The following is a 17,367-nucleotide window of genomic DNA, read 5'->3' on the forward strand; positions in this document are numbered from 1 at the left end:
CCGATGGCGTGGATCCCGGCCGACGTCGACACCCCTGACAAGATCGTGTACGGGTTGACGGCACGGCAGCTCGCGATTCTCGCCGTTGCGGCGGCGGCCCTGTACGGCGTGTACCGGGCGGTTGGCGCGGTGCTGCCGGCGCCGGTGCTCGCTGCGGTACTCATTCCGCTGGCGGGGGCGGCGGTCGTGATCGCTGTCGGGCGCCGTGACGGCCTGTCGATGGACCGGTGGACCGTTGCGGCTGTCCGGCACGCGATCCACCCGCGACGGTTCGTATCCGCAACCACTGCACACACCGCAGCCAACGCACGGACCGTTCGGACAGCACGGAGCGTGCTGAACTGCAGGCGCGGGCGGGCGGTTCCCGTTATGGGCTGGGCACCGGAGGCCACCACACCCATCGCGGCAGTACCGCCACTGCGCCTACCGGCGACGGCGATCGCCGCATCCGGCGTCATCGACGTCGAGGACCGCGCCGTCGTACTGGTGGCGTGCACAACGGTGAACATCCGGCTGCGGACCGGCGATGAGCAGGCGGCACTGCTCGCCGCGTTCGGGCGGTGGCTCAACAGCCTCAGCGACCCGGTCCAGATCGTCATCTCCGCGCAGCGGGTCGACCTGTCCGGTCACGCCCGGCGGATCGCGGAGGCAGCCGACACCGCGCGGAATCCGGCGTTGGCCAGCGTCGCCCGCGACTATGCGGTGTTCCTCGCCAACCTGGCCAGCGACCGGGATCCGTTGTCCCGGACCGTCACGGTCGCCGTCACCGGCCCGCCCGTGCGCCCCGGCGTCAGCGGCGGTGGTGTGCGGGTGCGGGCCGGGGAGGTGCTGCGCCGTGCCGAGCAGACCGCGACAGCGCTGGCATCGCTCGGCGCGGACACCGCGGTCCTGGACGGCGACCGCGCCACGACGGTGCTCACCTGTGCCGTCGACCCGTACTCACCGGCCGGCGTGGGCTGGCGGCGGGCCCGCCCCGGCGCGGTCATCACCGGTCGCGGCGGCGTGGTGACCCACGGCCGGCCAACCCTCGAGCGACAGGAAGGCAGCAATCGATGACGGTGTTCCGCAGGCGGCGACCGGCCGCTGGTGCAGACCGGAGAGCGACTGTAATACCAGCGGCCGAGGACACGCCGGTCGAGGTACCGGAAATCTCTGGGGCGTCTGAGGTGGCCGCGGTCGTCGGTCCCGCAGCGGTGGAGAACGCACCACAGCATCTCCGGGTCGGGGACGGGTACGCGGCCACCCTGATCGTCACTGGGTATCCCGCGGAGGTCGGCGTCGCCTGGCTCGACCCGCTGCTGGCGTGGCCGGGCCGGCTCGACGTCGTGGTGCATGTCGAGCCGCTGCCGACGCAGGTCGCGGCGGCGCGGCTGCGCCGGCAGCGGGCCCGGCTGGAGTCGAACCGGCGCACCGACAGCGGCCACGGGCGGTTGACCGATCCGATGACCGACGCGGCCGCCGACGATGCCGGCGACCTGGCCGATCGGGTCGCCCGCGGGCAGGCGCGGTTGTTCCGGGTCGGGTTGTACCTGTGTGTGCACGCCGGCTCGTTGCCGGAGCTGCACTCTGCGGTCGCGGACGTTCGGGCGGTGGCCGCGTCGGTGCTGCTGGACGCGGAACCGGCGACGTGGCGGCAGTTGCAGGGGTGGTTGTCGACGCTGCCGTTGGGTGTTGACGGGCTCGGGATACGGCGGGTGATGGACACCGACGCGGTCGCTGCCGCGTTCCCGCTCGCCTCCGCCGACCTGCCCGCGGCGTTGCCCGGCGATCCGGTCCCGGCCGGCGGCATGTTGTACGGGACGAACCGGGATTCCGCTGGTGTGGTGTGGTGGGACCGGTGGGCGCAGCACAACGCGAACAGTGTCGTGCTGGCCCGTTCCGGCGCCGGAAAGTCGTACTTCGTTAAGCTTGAGGTGTTGCGGTCCCTCGCGGATGGCGTGCACTGCGCGGTGATCGACCCGGACAACGAATACCTGCGTCTCGCCGAACGTGTCGGCGGGGTGAGCATCGCCTTGGGCGCGGGCGGCGTGCGGGTCAACCCGTTGGACATTCCCGCCGATGACCGTCGACCGCAGGCGCGCACCCACCGGGCGATGTTCCTGCACACGCTGGTGGCGGTGCTCCTCGGCGAGGTGCTGCCGCCGTCGGAGCAGGCAGCGTTGGACCGGGCCGTCATCGACGCCTACGACGCTGCAGGGATCAGCGACGATCCGGGCACCTGGGGCCGGCCTGCGCCGCTGCTCCGCGACGTCGGCGCGGCTCTGCACGCGCAGCGCACCGACGCTGCCGACACGTTGGCGGCGCGGTTGACACCATGGACGACCGGGTCGTTCCGGGAGTTGTTCGACGGGCCGACCACGACAGTGCCGACCGGGCAGCTGGTTGTCTGGTCGACGCGGCACCTTGCCGAGGAGCTCCGCGGGCCGGGCATGCTGTTGGCCCTGGACGCCATCTGGCGCGATGTCAACACCACCACGACCGCGGTGGCAGACCTGCCGCGGAGGCTGGTGTTCGTCGACGAGGCGTGGATCTTGCTGCGCGACGGGGCGGGAGCCAGGTTTCCTGGCCCGGCTGGCCAAGAGCGCCAGGAAGCGCCGGGCCGGGCTGGCCGTCGTGACGCAGGACGTCGGTGACCTGCTCGGCTCCGACCTCGGGCGGGTTGTCGTCGCCAACGCGGCCACCCAGATTCTGTTGCGGCAGGCGCCGCAAGCGATCGAGGCGGTCAGCGAAGCGTTCGGGCTGACCGGTGGTGAGGCGAGGGTGCTGTTGAGCGCTCGCCGCGGTGAAGGGCTGCTGCTGTCCGGCAGTCACCGGGTCGGGTTTCAGTCGATCGCGTCGAAGGATGAGCACCGACTGTGCATCGGTGACATCGACCTCGCCGATCTGGACGACCTGAACGCCTGAACGCCTGAACACGTGAACGACCTGGTCGGTCTGGATGGTCTGGACGGGTTCTCGGCGCCGTGACGGTTCCGGCTGGTCTTGCCGGCGAGGGGTGACACGCACAGCAAGCTGACGTACCGCCAGGGCCGCGAGCCCTTTGAACGCCGCACCAACAGCACCGCCGCTTCACCAGCGGTACTGACCCGAGGGCCGTGGCCCGCCATCACCGGCGGTCCACGGCCCTTTTGCTGTCCGCCAGGAAGGACCCTCTGTTGTCCGCACGCATCCTGTTCGAAGATCCAACGATCGAACCGGGGCCGCAGCCATCTGCGGTGCCGCTCCCGACGTCCTGGCTGCAGGACACCGTCGCCGCCGTCACCGCCGGGGTGATGTCCTGGGTAGGGCAGCATCCGTGGTCCACCGGCGCTGTAGCCGCCGCTGTCACGGTCCTCGCCGCCGCCGGGTTCGCCGGTCGCGCGGCGCTGGCCCGGTACCGGCTGCGGTTGCTGACCCGGCGGGCGCAGGTCATCGTCATCAGTCCGCCCCCGGAGGTCGACCCGCGCGGCGTCGCCGTGTTCTGGGCCACGATCGCCGAGGTGCTGCGGGTCGGCTGGCGGCGCCGGCTGCGACAGGGCCGTAGCCACATCGCCGTCGAATACCGGTGGAGCGGGCGGGCGCTGAGTATCGCCGTGTGGCTGCCCGGCACGGTGCGGCCCGGACCGGTCCTCGCCGCGATCCAGGGCGCGTGGCCTGGCGCCGGCGTCACGGTCGTCGCCGCGGACCCACCACTGCCGGCCGACGCAACAGCGATCGGCGGCACCCTGAGACCGGTGTTGCCGGCATGGTTTCCGCTGCAGACCGGCCACGACAACGACCCGTTGCGAACCTTGATCGCGGTGGCGGCGGGCCTGCACACCACGGAGCACGCGTGTGTGCAGGTCCTGGCCCGACCCGCCACCGGCAGGCAGCTACGGCGGCTCCACGGCGGGGTGCAGGCACTGCGGTCCGGGACACCGCCGAACGGCGGGCTGCTGGACCCGGTCCTGTGGCTCCGTGCAGGCCTCGATCTGATCGTCGAGCTCCTCGGCAGGGGCCATGCCCGGACAGGTCGGGGAACAAGCCGCTCGGGCCGGTCGGAGCGGCCGTTGCCGGACGGGGATCCGCGCCGGGACCGGGATATCCGCGCCGCGGTCGACAAACTGGCGGGTCCGCAGTGGGAGGTCGCCATCCGCTACGCCGTCGCCCGGACCCGCCACCACGATCGACCCGTCCAGCCCAACCAGCCCAGACGATGTGGACAAGCTGGACGGTCTGGACCGACCCAACGGGCTGGCGGCGACGACGCAGACCTACGGCCGCGGCTGTTCACGCTCGCTGACGGTGTCGTGGCCGCGTTCGGCGTGTACACGGGCCGCAACCGGCTGCGCCGCATCCCGGTGCGGCGGCCGCAGGCGGTCCTTGCCGGGCGGACGCTGCGACGCGGGTTCCTGCTGGGCGCCACGGAGCTCGCTGCCGTCGCCGCGCTCCCCCACGACATCGCCGTGCCGGGCCTGGACCGGGCCCGTGCGATTCCACGACCGGCGCCGGTGTCGGTCCCGTCCGGCGGCCGTGGCACGAAGGTCCTCGGCAACGCGGATGTCGGCGGGCACTCGGTGGCGGTCAACGTCGCCGACAGCCGGCAGCATCTGCACGTGCTGGGGTCTACCGGATCCGGGAAGAGCACCCTGCTGCTGAACATGATTCTCGACGACATCCACGCCCGTCGCGGGACGATCGTCATCGACCCGAAGGGCGACCTGGTCATCGACCTGCTCGACCGGATCCCGGCCAGATACGCCGACCGGGTCGTCATCATCGACCCCGATCAGCCGCCCGGCGCGATCCTGAACCCGCTCGCCGGTGACGACCATGACCTGGTGGTGGACAACATCGTCAGCATCTTCGGCCGGATCTTCGCCAAGCATTGGGGTCCGCGTATCGACGACACGCTGCGGGTGGCGTGCCTGACCCTGCTGCGCAAGTCCAACGCCACGTTGACGTTGATCCCGCCGTTGCTGAACGACCGGCAGTTCCGGCACGCGTTCACGCAGGACCTCGACGACCCCGAAGGGCTCCGCGGCTACTGGGACTGGTTCGAGGCGACGCCGCCGCCGCTGCGGGCGCAGGTGATCGGTCCGGTCCTGTCACGGCTGCGGGCGTTCCTGTTGCGGGATTTCGTGCGCCGTACGCTCGGCGCGCCACGGTCGAGTTTCGATATGCGGCGGGTGCTGGACGGCGGGATCCTGCTGGCCCGGTTGCCGAAGGGGCAGATCGGTGAGGAGACCGCCCGGCTGATGGGGTCGTTCATCGTCGCGTCGGCGTGGCAGGCGGCGACCGGCCGAGTGCGGCTGCCGGAGCCGCAGCGTCGGGACGCGACCGCATACATCGACGAAGCACACAATTTCCTGAACCTGCCGGGCAGTGTCGGGGACATGCTCGCCGAGGCTCGCGGCTACCACTTCGGGCTGGTCCTGGCCCACCAGAACCTGGCCCAGATGCCGCGGGACACCCAGCTGGCGATCTCCGCGAACGCCCGCAACAAGATCTTCTTCAGTTGCGCGCCGGAGGACGCGCATCAGCTGGCCCGGCACACACAGCCGGAGCTCACCGAGCATGACCTGTCGCACATGGACGCGTACCGGGCAGCGTGCCGGCTCGTCGTCGACGGCCGAGAGACCGCCGCGTTCACGCTGCAGACCCGACCGCCGCGTCCGGTGGTCGGTGAGGCGACCGCCCTGCGGCAGGCCGTCGCCGCGGCCATCAGCGCCGACCAGCGCACAACATCCGGCGCCGACCGGCGCCGGATGTTGTCTCGGCGCGGCCGGCCAACCAACCGGAACACCGAACCGCACCCTCAACCGGACACCGACCGGACGGTCAACCCTGCTGCTGGCACAGACGCTGATCCAGGCGCTGATCCGGCCGCTGGCACGGAAGCTGGCACGGACGCTGACCCGGTCGAAAACACTCGTGTCGACCCTGGGGCCGCCCCCAGTGCCGCCTCCGGTGCCGCCTCCAGTGCTGCAGTTGGTGTTGACGCCGCTGTTGACGGAACCGGCGATCGGTTCAGTCGCCGCACCGCGATCGCGGAACTCGCCCGCATCACCAGTGCCGACCGGCCCAGATCCGCTGGACCCGGACCTGCCCGCTGACCCCGCCGATCCCCCAACGACTCCCCAACCAATCCCCCGGCCACAGCACCGGCCACAGGACCGGCCACAGGACCGGCCACAGGACCGGCCGGTGCCCGGCCCGGCACGGCCGGGTCCAGGCCAACCCTCCCCCTCGAACCGTCCAGGTAGGAGCCTCCATGTCTGCGCAACCCGAAACCCGACACCTCTCCCGAGGGACGATGCCCGAACCGGGAACCATGCAAGCCGTCGCCCGGCGAACCCCGGACGCTTCCCGCGCCGCGGGCAGTCTTGTGCACCTGTCACACCGGCTCCGGCCACGCGACTACACGATCGCGACCCTGCTCGACGAACACACCACCCTCACCACCGACCAACTCACCGCGGTGCTGTTCACCAGCTCCATCAGCTGCCGGCATCGACTGCACCAACTGCACGTGCTGCAGTTCGTCGACCGGTTCCTGCGCAACCGGCCCGGCGCACCGAACCCGGCCTGCTGGGTGCCGGGAGTCCTATCCGCCCGCTACGCGGCACTCGCCCGGGACGAACGCCCACCCAGCATCCGCCAACTACGGGACCGGCAGGACCGCATCTACGCCAGCCCGACACTGCTGCACCTGCTGGCCGTCAACGACTTCTTCGTCGCGCTGCTCAGCCACGCCCGGCAGCACCCGACATCGCGGCTACGCCGATGGTGGTCGGAACGAGACACCGCAGCCGCGTTCGGGCAACGGATCCACCCCGACGGACACGGCGTGTGGGCCGACGGCGACACGGAGGTCGGGTTCTTCCTGGAGCTGGACCGCGGCACGGAACCGGTATGGCGACTGGTGGACAAACTCGCCGCGCAGCGGCGGCTCCGGGACGCCGGCGGCCCGGACTATCCCGTGCTGTTCGTGTTGCCGACCCGGGCCCGGGAACAGCACCTGCACCGTCGGCTCGCCGATCAGCCGGAACCCACGCTGGTGGTGGCGACCACGTCCCCGGAAGCCGCCCGGGACCCGGGCCGGCTGCGTGCCCCGTACGGGCCGGCCGGTCCGGTGTGGCGGGTGGCGGGCAACGGCAGGCACCGGCTCCGGCTTGCCGAGCTGCCCGGCGGCCACGGCGACCCCGGTCCACTGAACCCCGCGGGGCCGCAGCCGCACGACGATCCACTGCGGCTGCTCGACGCGATCTGACGCAGACGGCCGGGCCTACGGGTGCGGTGACGCGGGCACCGACGGATGCGGGAGCGGATGCGGGAACAGGTCTGAGCGCAGTTGCTTGGAGCGGGCGAGCGGCCGGATGACCAGGCAGTTGGGTGATGACGCCGTTTCGATCCGGCCGACAAACCCAACAGCGGCGCCGCCCGCCGCCCGTCCAGTGCCGTGGTGGCACCCAACAGCGCAGGTCAACGGATGTTTCGGCGTCGGCGGAGGTGCCAGCATCGCTGTTGGGTGATCCGGCTACGGTCAGGGCTCACCTTTTGCACTGGTTGCTCCACCCCGGGCCCGCCGCCCACGATCCGGCGTTTGCAGTCGCCCACCCGCCCTCCCGGCCGGTCGGCCTGCCACGCCCGTCGGCGCCCTGCCCTCCCGCTCCACGATCGTCGCGCCTGCGCTGGCGTCAGCTTGCCGCGCCCGCCGTCGGTCATGTCCCGGTGCTCCGGTCGCTGGTTGCGATCGCACGCCACACCGCCTGTCTGTCCCTGTTGGAGGTAGCCCCCATGACCAACCCGTCCTACGCCCTGACCGTCGTGTGCCTGTCCAACGGCACCCCGTTGCACGAACTCGACCGGCACGCTGTTGCCCGTCTCACCACCTGCCGACAGCAGACCGGTGGATCGGTCGACGCCGCACCGGCGGCACATTTCACGATCACCACCCGGCTTCGGCGGGGGAAACTCCTGCAGCCTTGGCAGGACACCGCTGCGGGCGGCCCGATCCGACTGTTGGACCTGGACGCGATGCGCGTCGCCGGCCGCAACCGGTTCTGGTCCCGGTGGAACGTCTGGAACGCCGTCGTGGCCGGAACACCGGTCGCTCAACCGTTCTGGGTGTTCCAGCACCGGCACCTCGCCAACCCTGGCAAGTACCCGGTCGCACTGGCACAGCAGCAGTACCTGGCCCAGCCGCGGGTCCTGGCGATGCGGACCTACAACGCCATGCCGAACCGGATCATGGAGGTGCCGACCGGTCATCTGGAGGCCTTCCAGGCCGGCTGTCACACATATGCCCACCTCGGGTGGCTGATCGCCGTGCCGGGTGCCGCGTTCGTCGATGTCCATGGCACATACCTGGCAGCATCCGGTGACCAGCTTGCCGTTCGGCTGTCGTACCTGGCGGACGTCAACCGGCGTCTCGCCGCGCTGAGCGCCAGGGACTGTCTGGTGGCGCTGCTGGCGCGCTGACCATCCCGCAACGTTTCAACGGCTACTCCTACAGGCGGACCGGACTTTCCGGTCCGCCTGTTCGTGTTTTCCGGCATCGCCGCGTCGGCATGCCCGTACCGGCATGCCCGTGGCGGCGGTGCCAGATCGAAGTCCGGATCCCCCAATCAACCATCCGGGCCGTCCGGTTCGGATGTGGAAGGAGCACAGCATGCTGAATCTGCAACTGCTCGGCCGCGCGTTGCGGCGGGCGGTGCCCCGGACGGCGTTGGCCATCAATGTCCTCGTCCTCGCCGCCCTGGGTGCCGGCCCGGTGGGATTGCCAGCCGTCGCCGGCTGCGTCGGCAGCCTCCTGATCACGATCCTGCTCGTGGTGGCCGAGTCCCGGCTGGTAGAGACCGGCGACGAGGCCGAGGAACTGGGCCGGCGGGTCGGTGACCTCCGCGCGGCGCTAACCGTCGCCTACACCGACCCGGTCACCGGGTTGCCGACGCGCAGGATCGCGGAGAGCCGGCTCGCCGACGCTGACGCGCCGGTCACCGTCGCGTTGATCGACATCGACGACATGCACGGCGTCAACGAGACCTACGGCCATCCCGGCGGAGACGCCTACCTGGCCGGGATCGCCGATCTGCTCACCGGCTCCACGGACGACGACGACACGCTCGCCCGAATCGGCGGCGACGAGTTCCTCCTGATCACCGCCCGTCAACCCGATGTCGTCGCGGAGGCGTTGATCGCAGCGCTGGCGTACCGGGTCGCCGTCGGTGACCACGTCATCGACGTCCGGTTCAGCGCCGGTATCCACCGGACGGACGGTGGCCGGCCGGATGCCACGCTCGGCGGCGCGGACCTGGCGATGTACACGGCGAAGCGGCTCGGCGGCGGGGTTGCGGTCTATGACGCCGTCCGCGACGGCACGCCGTCGGCTAGTTCCGGGCGGCGCCGTCGGCGGGTCCGGGATCGGTCATCGGAGGTGCCGCTACCGAGACAGGACGGTCCGTCCGGGCGTCACGCCGCTGCAGCATCCGCCGAACCGGTTGCCGTCGGGCGAGGGCGGGACGTTCCAGCGGCTGCCCCGACCGCACCGTCCCAGCCGCCCGCGCCGGCATGCTGGCAGTGCGGGACGCTCGACCCGGCGCCGCCCGGCGGAGTCCGCCGGTGCAGCCGGTGCGGCGCCGGCCTCGTCTTCGACGACTCCGCCGGCACCTGGATCAGCCCTGCTGAGCAGGTGCACCGCCGCCGCGCCGACGACAACGCGCGGCAGGTCGCCGCGTCTATCCGCCGTGTCGCCGAGGCGACGCCCGGACTCACCCACCTCGCTCCGACCGGCTGGTCGGTGACGGCAGCGACGCCAGCACTCGACGGTGCGACCCACACGATTGCGGTCGATCCGCCGACGCACAGCGTCGACGCTACTGCCCATCTCAATCCCGTCATCGAACAGGGCGTCGACACCGGTTGGTGGGTCCGAATCCATCATCGCGGTCAGCGCATCGACTTCCCGCTCTACACCGATGGAGGTGCCAGGACGGCGCGATTCAGCACCGCCGTGGATGCCTTGGACGCCGCAGTTCGGGCGCTGCAGATCGAGATCGCTGCGGCGGCGCACGGTTCACTGAGAGGCCGGCCCGGCGGGGCCGCGACCGACACGTCGAACAACTCGCCCGGACCGGCGCACGCGGCGGGTCCAGGTGGCCGAGTAGTTGCGTTCCCAGGCTTTGCGCCAGCGGTCACGGCGCCGACGGCAACGGGTGCCGTCACCGGAGCTGCGCCGACGGCGTCCATCCATCGGGCGTAGGCACGGACGTCGGTAACAACCGCGGAGGCTTCCGGCACGGCTGCGCGTACCGCCTCCGGACAGCCGGACAGGGTTCGGCCTCGAGCGTCCCCTGAACGATCCACGACACCACTGCTGTGACGGACCACCTCACCGACGCCTGCATCGTCGACGGCCACCTGCCGCCGCTGCGCGCGGCCAGACCGCGGTCCCTCACGCGCCACGCCCTAGGCGTACCGGTTCAGCACCACACCCGGGACGCCAGCAGGGCGCCCGGGTTCTCGTATAACCCGGAAGGAACACCACCATGTCCAACACCGCACCACCGGTCGACGTCAACGCGGCGTTCGCCGCCGAACGCGGCCAGCAGCTCCAGGCCGCTGCCGCCAGCCGCGCCGACTTCGACGCCCGCGTCGCCGACGGCAAACTCGTCCCCCTCGGCAACGGCCGATTCCGGGTCAACGACCCCGGCAGCTGGGACAACGGCGAGACCCTCGTGCAACGGGGTACGCAGATCCTGCCGCAACACGGCCTGGACACCAGCCTCGGCCAGGTCGCGCTATACAGCAGCACCCCGGCCTGGCACTCGCTCGGCAACGTCGTGCTCGGCGGCACCAGCGACGTGGACCTCGTCCTCGAATCTGGCGGCATCGGATTCCCGGTCGAGCGCCGCCCGGTCGAGTACCGCAACAGTCTCGACGGTCCGAACCACGTGCTGCCGGAACACTTCGTCACCGTCCGCTGCGACACCGGCGCCGGGCTCGGCGTCGTCGGCAGCAAATACGAGGTCCTGCAGAACCGGGACGCGTTCGCGTTCCTGCAGGACCTCGTCGACCGGCACGACGTGGTCTGGGAATCCGCCGGGGCCTTGCGCGGCGGACGGAAGGTCTTCGTCTGCATGCGCCTGCCCAACACGGTCACCATCGACCCGGGCGGGGTCGCCGACCAGATCGTCCCGTTCATCGTGGCCCTCAACAGCCACGACGGGTCCAGCCTGTTCCAGGTCGTCGTCACGCCGTGGCGGCCGGTCTGCGGAAACACCGAACGGTTCGCGGTCCGCGACGCGCACTCCCGCTGGGGGGTTCGGCACACCCGCAACGCCCTGGACCGGATCGAGGAGGCCAGACGCACCCTCGGCCTGTCGGTCAAGTACTTCGACGAATTCTCCGCTGAGGAGGAGACCCTCGCCCGCACCGACGTGGCGCTGTCCGACTTCCGGCGGGTGATCGACGACCTGTGGACGCCGCCCGCGGACGACGCGACCGCCCGGACCAGGACCAGCTACCAACGGCGGGTCGACACGCTCGTGGACCTGTACACCGAGAACGCGGACCAGTTGGGCCGCACGGCGTACGCCGCGGAACGGGCCATCACCGAATACGCCGACTGGAAACAGGGCGTACGCCCGACCGGGTCGTTGCGCGGCAACAATCTGGCGGCCCGCGCCACCGCGGTACTGGAAGGCAGCAACGACGAACTCAAGAGCCGCGCTCACCGCCGGTTGCTGACCCTGGTCCGTCGCTGACCTGCACCGGACGGGCATCACGCGGGCACGCAGGCAGGGCCGGTACGTGGCCGTCGGCACCGGTCCAGGTGCCACGGCTGCTGAGACGGCTACTGAGACGGCCACTGAGCACGCGCTGAGCACGCGCTGATGCCGTCGCCCGATTCCCCTACCGGTATCCCGGGCGCGACGGTAGCGCCGTGCCCGGGAATCCGCTCCCCCGCTGATCAACCACCGCGGCTGACAAACCGGCGTCGGTGCGCCGCCTGAACGCTCGCGGTCACCTCGGCGGCGTACCCGCACCGGTCACGGACCGGAGACAGGCCGCAGACAGGCCGCAGACAGGCACTGCCGCAGGGCCGACCGATCGCACAACCGGGTCGTGCCGAGCACGCACGACCCGGTTTCCGGCATGCAACCCGAAAGGAACCACGAACCATGTCCGACGAAACGTACGTCTACGGCAAGATCCGGATCATTCCGCCGGTGCCGACGTATCGCCTGACCGACCGCGGATTCGATCCGGCCGTCGCGGACGGCGAACTGGCAGCGAGGCTGGATAAGGACCGGGACCCCGACTGGTACACCACGATCGTGGCGTCCCCCGACAACGACAGCAGGACCACGGAGGCACACGATCTGGTGGCGCACATCAACCGGCTGCTGGTCATGATCGGCCCGGGCCACCGGTACCAGGGCGTCATCTCCTGCGCCGGGCCCTTCGGTCCCGAGGACCTGTGGCGGGTCCGGATCGTCGATGGGGTCGCGGTCAGCGAGGACGCGGAGGTCGTGTACCCGGCCGACTGGACCGGGCCGGCCGGACCCGTGGTCGTCTTCGACACCGCCACCGCCCGGACGTGGATACGCACGCAGATGAGGTCGATGGACCTCGACTGGTTCTGGCCGGATTCCGCGCCGGTGCAGAACCCGTTCGGTGTGGCGCGGCGCTCGTCGGCGTGGGCGAGACGGCTGTTGATGGTCCTGGCGGGCGGGGCAGCGCCGCACGTGTGGCGGTGCCTGCCGCAGGTCCAGCTCGAGGTGCTGGCGGGCCTGGGCAGCGGCGGCGACCCGGACGGCAGCCTCGTCCTAGTCGTCACGGTAGCCGGGCTGCGGCTCGCGACCGCACCGATCACCGTCGCTGAAATCGCCCGCGTGTACGACACGGCAGGGCAACTCGGTACGTTCGGCGACAACCTCGACGGGCACGTGGATGCGCTGGTGACGGTGCTGGGGTGCGCCGCGCAGCATGTCACTGCGGCGGTGGCCCGGCACCGGACGGCGCAACAGGCGGTCCCACCGTTCACCGTCGAGCACGCGTTGGTGCTGCAGGACGCGCTGGACGTGCAGCTGAGCGCCGATCACCAGCCGTGGACAGACCGGGCCGGGCTCCCCGGCAGCGTGGTGGTGGACCAGGACAGCTACCTGCGCACCAGACGGGATGCCGGCCGGGTCCTGCAACGGCTGATCGACCGGAATCCGTTGGGCCGGTCCGGGCTGCGGTGGCGCTCCGTCGCGACCATCGACCGTCACGGGCTGCCGGACGTGCGGCAGGTTGCGGTCAGCAACCGGTACGGCAGCGCCGGCGGTGACCGCGGCGACGTCACCTGCTGGCTGGTGGAGCGTGCCTATACCGGATGGTGGAGGCTCGAGCTCGTCAGCTCCGCCGAAGGGCAACTCGTTGCCGACGGGGGCACGGTGCTCGGCGCCACGTACCCGGACGAGGTGACCGCCCGGCAGGCCGCGGCACTGTTCGAGGCGGCCGGGGCCTTCGACGCAGCACGGTACGGCGGCGCGGCAGATCCGTTGGGTGACGCCGTGACGGACGATGACGTGACGGACGATGACGTGACGGGCGACGCGTGACGAGCCGCGTCCTGACGGTGGTCGCCGCGGTCGTGGTCGGATGCGTGCTGCTGTGTGTCGGCGGCCTGGCCGTCGTGGTCGGCGGTGTGGTCGGCGGTGGCGCCGTCGGATGCGGCGCCGATCCGGGTGTTGTCCCGGGGGTTGTCCCGGGTCGGTACAGCAGCGAGCAGCTGCAGCACGTCGACGTGATCGTCAGCGTCGGGCTGCGGCGGGGTGTCTCGGGGCGCGGGCAGGTGATCGCGGTCGCCACCGCGATGCAGGAATCCGGGCTGCGGAACCTCCAAGATCGCGGTGCCCGCAACGACCACGATTCGCTCGGCCTGTTCCAGCAGCGCCCGAGCCAGGGCTGGGGCAGCCCGGCGCAGCTCCTCGACCCGGTCTACGCCACCGGCCGGTTCTACGATGCGCTGCTGCGAGTCACCGGCTGGCAGCAGCTGCCGCTGACGGTGGCGGCACAGCGGGTCCAGCGCAGCGCATACCCGGACGCATACGCCAAGTGGGAGGCGGCGGCGACGGTACTCGTCACCGCCGCCGTCCGGGCGTTGCTCGAACCGCCGCGCAGCCCCGACGGTGGCGGTCCGTCGGCGTCGATAGGCGTCGGCACGGGATGTGCCGCGGCGGGGCGGGTGCTGCGGCCGGTGCCTGGGCCGATCGTGTCCGGGTTCCGCTCCACTGGCCGGCCGTCCCATGACGGTGTCGACATCGCCGCGGACCGCGGAACCCCGGTGCATGTCGCGGCGACCGGCGTGGTGATCACCGCCCGGTGCGACGCCCACCGGGTCGACGGCAGCCCGTACTCGTGCGACATCGACGGTGATCCGGACACCGTCCGGGGCTGCGGCTGGTACGTCGACGTCGCTCACGCCGACGGGCCGGTCACCCGCTACTGCCATCTGCTGCACCAGCCCTTGATCCAGGCCGGTCAGCTGGTCGTCGCCGGTCAGGTCATCGGATTCGTCGGCAGCAGCGGGCACTCCTCCGGCCCGCACCTGCATCTGCAGGCGCACACTGGCCGGCCCGCGGTCTCGTCGAATGCCGTGAACCCCGTCGGATTCTTCGCCGTTCGAGGCGTCGACCTCACCCGGGTGGGCTGACGGCAACATCGCCGACCGCCGCATCGAAGGATGAGGCGGCCATCGATGTGCAACTCAGGACGAGCACCTCGGATCGGCTGACCTGCACGGCGACCGTACTAGCGTGCGCTGCCACACCGGTCTCGATCGGCGGCGGGACCGATGCGGTGCATTGCTGGGCGACCTGCTGAACCTGCCGCGATCCTCGGTGCCAGCATGTGCACGCTCGGCAGCGGTGGAAGCGCCGACGCCTGCCAGCAACGACCGGTGGTCACACCGTTGACGGTGTGCACCGTGGTCGGGTCTGACGCGCCAATCCCGGCCGGTGCCATCACCGACCAGCACGAGGTGACCGGCGGCGGCACCGGCGAGTTCGGGCAGGGTCCATAGGGCCGCCACGGTGACCGGGTCCGGGACGCCGAGACCGCCGAGCTGCTCGCCGTCGACGACGTACGCGACGCCTGGCGTTGGCACTGCGCCGGGAGCCGCCGCGTGCACCTGCACGTGTTGCGGCAGAACCGAACACCATTACGCACGGGCGTCGTCACGCCGCCGGTCCGTGCTGGACCGAGCGTGTGACGGCGCCCGTCCCTTCTGGACGGAGATCGATTCGATGAGTTGCTGCACCACAATGTTCAAGCCGCCAATGCATGACCGCGACGGTGAACCGCGGTGACGGTTGACCCGGCAGCGATCGAGTCAGCCACCGTCAGCGCGTTCGAGCCTGCATTCGCGACGATCGACTGGGCCGAGGACGAGATCGTCCAGGCCGCCAGGCGGCATCCTGGCCAGACCGATGTGCTGTTCCACGCGTTCAGCCTGCTGCGGCCACGAGCCGTCGGATCGGGTATGGACACCGAATTCGTGTACCGGTCTCATGCGCGGGAACTGTTGGACCGCGTCGCCGCCGGCGCCGACACCCGCCAGGCGACCGCGGCGGAGATGTGCCTGATGTGCGCACACATCAGTGCGTGTGTGCCGTTGCACGGCGCGGCCGCCGGCCTCTACTTCCGACTGTGGCTGCAGGCATTCCCTGGTCTGCAGGTGACCGCCGAACTTGCCGTGCAGCAGTCGCACTATGAGTGGATCCACCGTGCTGGGATCGACGAACTCGAGACGATGCTCCGGCGGAAGCTGGCTGACCCTTCCCGCGCGTTTGTCGCGGTGTCGTGCAGCGGTACGCATCACGGCATCGCTGTCGCCTGCCGGTACGCGGCTCCTCCCGGCGCGTAGTGAAGAGGCAGGGTCCTGCGTCGTAGCGCGGTCTGCTGGCCACTGTGTGGCATCCGGCTGATGTTGTGGTCGCCGGCGTCGGTGTCGGTGTGGTCAATGCGCCTAATCGCGTTGCAAGCCCACATCCCCTGACCCGCATTGCGCTTTCTCTTCCTCGCCCGGCGGTGAGGGGTTCGGCTTCACCTCGTGCCTACGGGCAGGTTGGGGCCGTACGGGGTCCCAACCTGTCCGCCGCCACGAGGCGGAGACAGGAGGCCATTCTGATGGCCAAACATGCGATGAAGGTTCTGACATCCGCAACCGGGCGAACTGCTGGAGTCCAGCAGTGTCCGGCCAACCGCCACTGCGAACAGGCGCCTGCCGCGGCGACTGCTGAGCACCGGCACCGCGGTCGGAGTCGGGGTCGGGGTCGGGGTCGGGATGAGGTCCGCGGTGCCGCGCACGTCGCAGCACGGGCATCGGGTACCACCAGCACCGTCGGCGGCGGCGACATTGCGGGGCGGGTGAGTGTGTAATGGACACCGTTGGCGAGGAACGCCTCGCACGCGCGATGCTCGGCTGGCTGTGCGAGCCGCGTGACGCCAGGTTGCGGCAGCTGCTGGCCCTGCACGGCCCGATTGAGACCGTCGAGCTGCTGTCCCGACGGAATGTGCCGTTCGTGCGCCGGGACGAGACCCAGCAGGTGCCCGCGGCGCAGTGCTGGAGCGACGCGGCGGCCGCGGTGGAAGCCGTGGAGCGCGGCGGTGGCCGGGTCGTGATTCCCGCCGATCCCGATTGGCCGGCGGGGCTGCGGGACGTCGCCGGGGGCGAGCCGGTGTGTCTGTGGGCGCAAGGGTCTGCACTGGTCCCGGTCCAGGCCGTGTCGGTGACGGTCGTCGGGGCCCGGGCCAGCAGCGATTACGGCAACGTCGTGACGGCCGACCTCGCCGCCGGGCTGGCGTGCCGCGGTTGGACGGTGGTGTCCTCTGGCGGGCTCGGCATCGACGGTGTCGGGCTACGCGCTGCCCTCGCCACCGACGGCGACGCGGTCGCGGTCCTCGCCTGCGGGCTCGACCAGCGCTACCCGCTGCAGCACCGACCGCTGTTCGAGCGGCTCGCCGAGGACGGTCTGCTGCTCAGTGCCTGGCCGCCGGGAGCGCGGCCGACGCTGGAGCGGAGGCTGGCGAACCGGTCGCTGTTGGCCGGCCTCACCGCCGGCACGGTGGTCGTCGAAGCGTCAATGCGTAGCCAGTCGCTGGCCGTCGTGCGGCAGGCCGTCGACATGGGACGCATCGGCATGGCGGTACCCGGGCCGGTCACCTCCGTCATGTCGGCCGGATGTCACGAGCTGCTGCGCGCCGACCTGCGGGTGCGTCCGGTCGCCAACACCGGGCATGTCATCGCCGAACTCACATCGCCGCGCACCGGCGCCTGATCCGCCGCTCGAGCCAGGCCGAGACGCGGCCGGCCTTCCTGGCCTCGGCCGAATCTGGCTGACGCGGCCTGGATGGCAG

10 protein-coding genes and 2 pseudogenes are annotated in these 17,367 nt (G+C 71.1%); all 12 read left to right on the plus strand.

All coding sequences use genetic code 11. The features are described 5' to 3' along the window. Positions 1 to 3 precede the first annotated feature (3 nt). Positions 4 to 264 (plus strand): annotated as a pseudogene (locus tag ACZ6TV_RS53120) (PrgI family protein); the annotation flags it as partial. 105 nt (positions 265 to 369) lie between these two features. Then, positions 370 to 1,056 (plus strand): hypothetical protein, encoded by a 687-nt coding sequence (locus ACZ6TV_RS53125; protein WP_465309070.1) that lies wholly within the window; start codon positions 370 to 372, stop codon positions 1,054 to 1,056. Next, positions 1,053 to 2,904 (plus strand): annotated as a pseudogene (locus tag ACZ6TV_RS53130) (VirB4 family type IV secretion system protein). The gene ACZ6TV_RS53125 and the pseudogene ACZ6TV_RS53130 overlap by 4 nt, the downstream one beginning before the upstream one ends. A gap of 311 nt (positions 2,905 to 3,215) precedes the next feature. Next, positions 3,216 to 6,074: a type IV secretory system conjugative DNA transfer family protein gene (locus tag ACZ6TV_RS53135; protein WP_465309022.1), complete on the plus strand. Its 2,859-nt coding sequence runs from the start codon at positions 3,216 to 3,218 to the stop codon at positions 6,072 to 6,074. Positions 6,075 to 6,346: 272 nt separating this feature from the next. Then, positions 6,347 to 7,231: a replication-relaxation family protein gene (locus tag ACZ6TV_RS53140; RefSeq protein WP_465309024.1), complete on the plus strand. Its 885-nt coding sequence runs from the start codon at positions 6,347 to 6,349 to the stop codon at positions 7,229 to 7,231. Between the two features lie 527 nt (positions 7,232 to 7,758). Then, positions 7,759 to 8,442 (plus strand): hypothetical protein, encoded by a 684-nt coding sequence (locus ACZ6TV_RS53145; RefSeq protein WP_465309026.1) that lies wholly within the window; start codon positions 7,759 to 7,761, stop codon positions 8,440 to 8,442. A 172-nt stretch (positions 8,443 to 8,614) separates the two neighbouring features. Continuing rightward, a complete protein-coding gene (locus ACZ6TV_RS53150) occupies positions 8,615 to 10,222 on the plus strand; it encodes a GGDEF domain-containing protein (protein ID WP_465309028.1) in 1,608 nt (535 codons plus the stop codon). 286 nt (positions 10,223 to 10,508) lie between these two features. Then, positions 10,509 to 11,726 (plus strand): DUF932 domain-containing protein, encoded by a 1,218-nt coding sequence (locus tag ACZ6TV_RS53155; RefSeq protein ID WP_465309030.1) that lies wholly within the window; start codon positions 10,509 to 10,511, stop codon positions 11,724 to 11,726. A gap of 417 nt (positions 11,727 to 12,143) precedes the next feature. Further along, a complete protein-coding gene (locus tag ACZ6TV_RS53160; RefSeq protein WP_465309032.1) occupies positions 12,144 to 13,568 on the plus strand; it encodes a hypothetical protein in 1,425 nt (474 codons plus the stop codon). Beyond that, positions 13,565 to 14,662, plus strand: a complete 1,098-nt coding sequence (locus ACZ6TV_RS53165; RefSeq protein ID WP_465309034.1) for a M23 family metallopeptidase — start codon at positions 13,565 to 13,567, stop codon at positions 14,660 to 14,662. Before ACZ6TV_RS53160 ends, ACZ6TV_RS53165 begins: the two co-directional genes overlap by 4 nt. Before the next feature lie 651 nt (positions 14,663 to 15,313). After that, positions 15,314 to 15,874, plus strand: a complete 561-nt coding sequence (locus ACZ6TV_RS53170; RefSeq protein WP_465309036.1) for a hypothetical protein — start codon at positions 15,314 to 15,316, stop codon at positions 15,872 to 15,874. 514 nt (positions 15,875 to 16,388) lie between these two features. Then, positions 16,389 to 17,288: a DNA-processing protein DprA gene (locus ACZ6TV_RS53175; RefSeq protein WP_465309038.1), complete on the plus strand. Its 900-nt coding sequence runs from the start codon at positions 16,389 to 16,391 to the stop codon at positions 17,286 to 17,288. Positions 17,289 to 17,367 lie beyond the last annotated feature (79 nt).

The organism is Dactylosporangium sp. NPDC051087, from assembly GCF_055586325.1.

Coding starts and splice junctions, on each gene's coding strand:
- ACZ6TV_RS53155 (WP_465309030.1), top strand. CDS start 10,509: ATGTCCAACACCGCACCACCGGTCGACGTCAACGCGGCGTTCGCCGCC.
- ACZ6TV_RS53150 (WP_465309028.1), top strand. CDS start 8,615: ATGTGGAAGGAGCACAGCATGCTGAATCTGCAACTGCTCGGCCGCGCG.
- ACZ6TV_RS53145 (WP_465309026.1), top strand. CDS start 7,759: ATGACCAACCCGTCCTACGCCCTGACCGTCGTGTGCCTGTCCAACGGC.
- ACZ6TV_RS53175 (WP_465309038.1), top strand. CDS start 16,389: ATGGACACCGTTGGCGAGGAACGCCTCGCACGCGCGATGCTCGGCTGG.
- ACZ6TV_RS53160 (WP_465309032.1), top strand. CDS start 12,144: ATGTCCGACGAAACGTACGTCTACGGCAAGATCCGGATCATTCCGCCG.
- ACZ6TV_RS53125 (WP_465309070.1), top strand. CDS start 370: ATGGGCTGGGCACCGGAGGCCACCACACCCATCGCGGCAGTACCGCCA.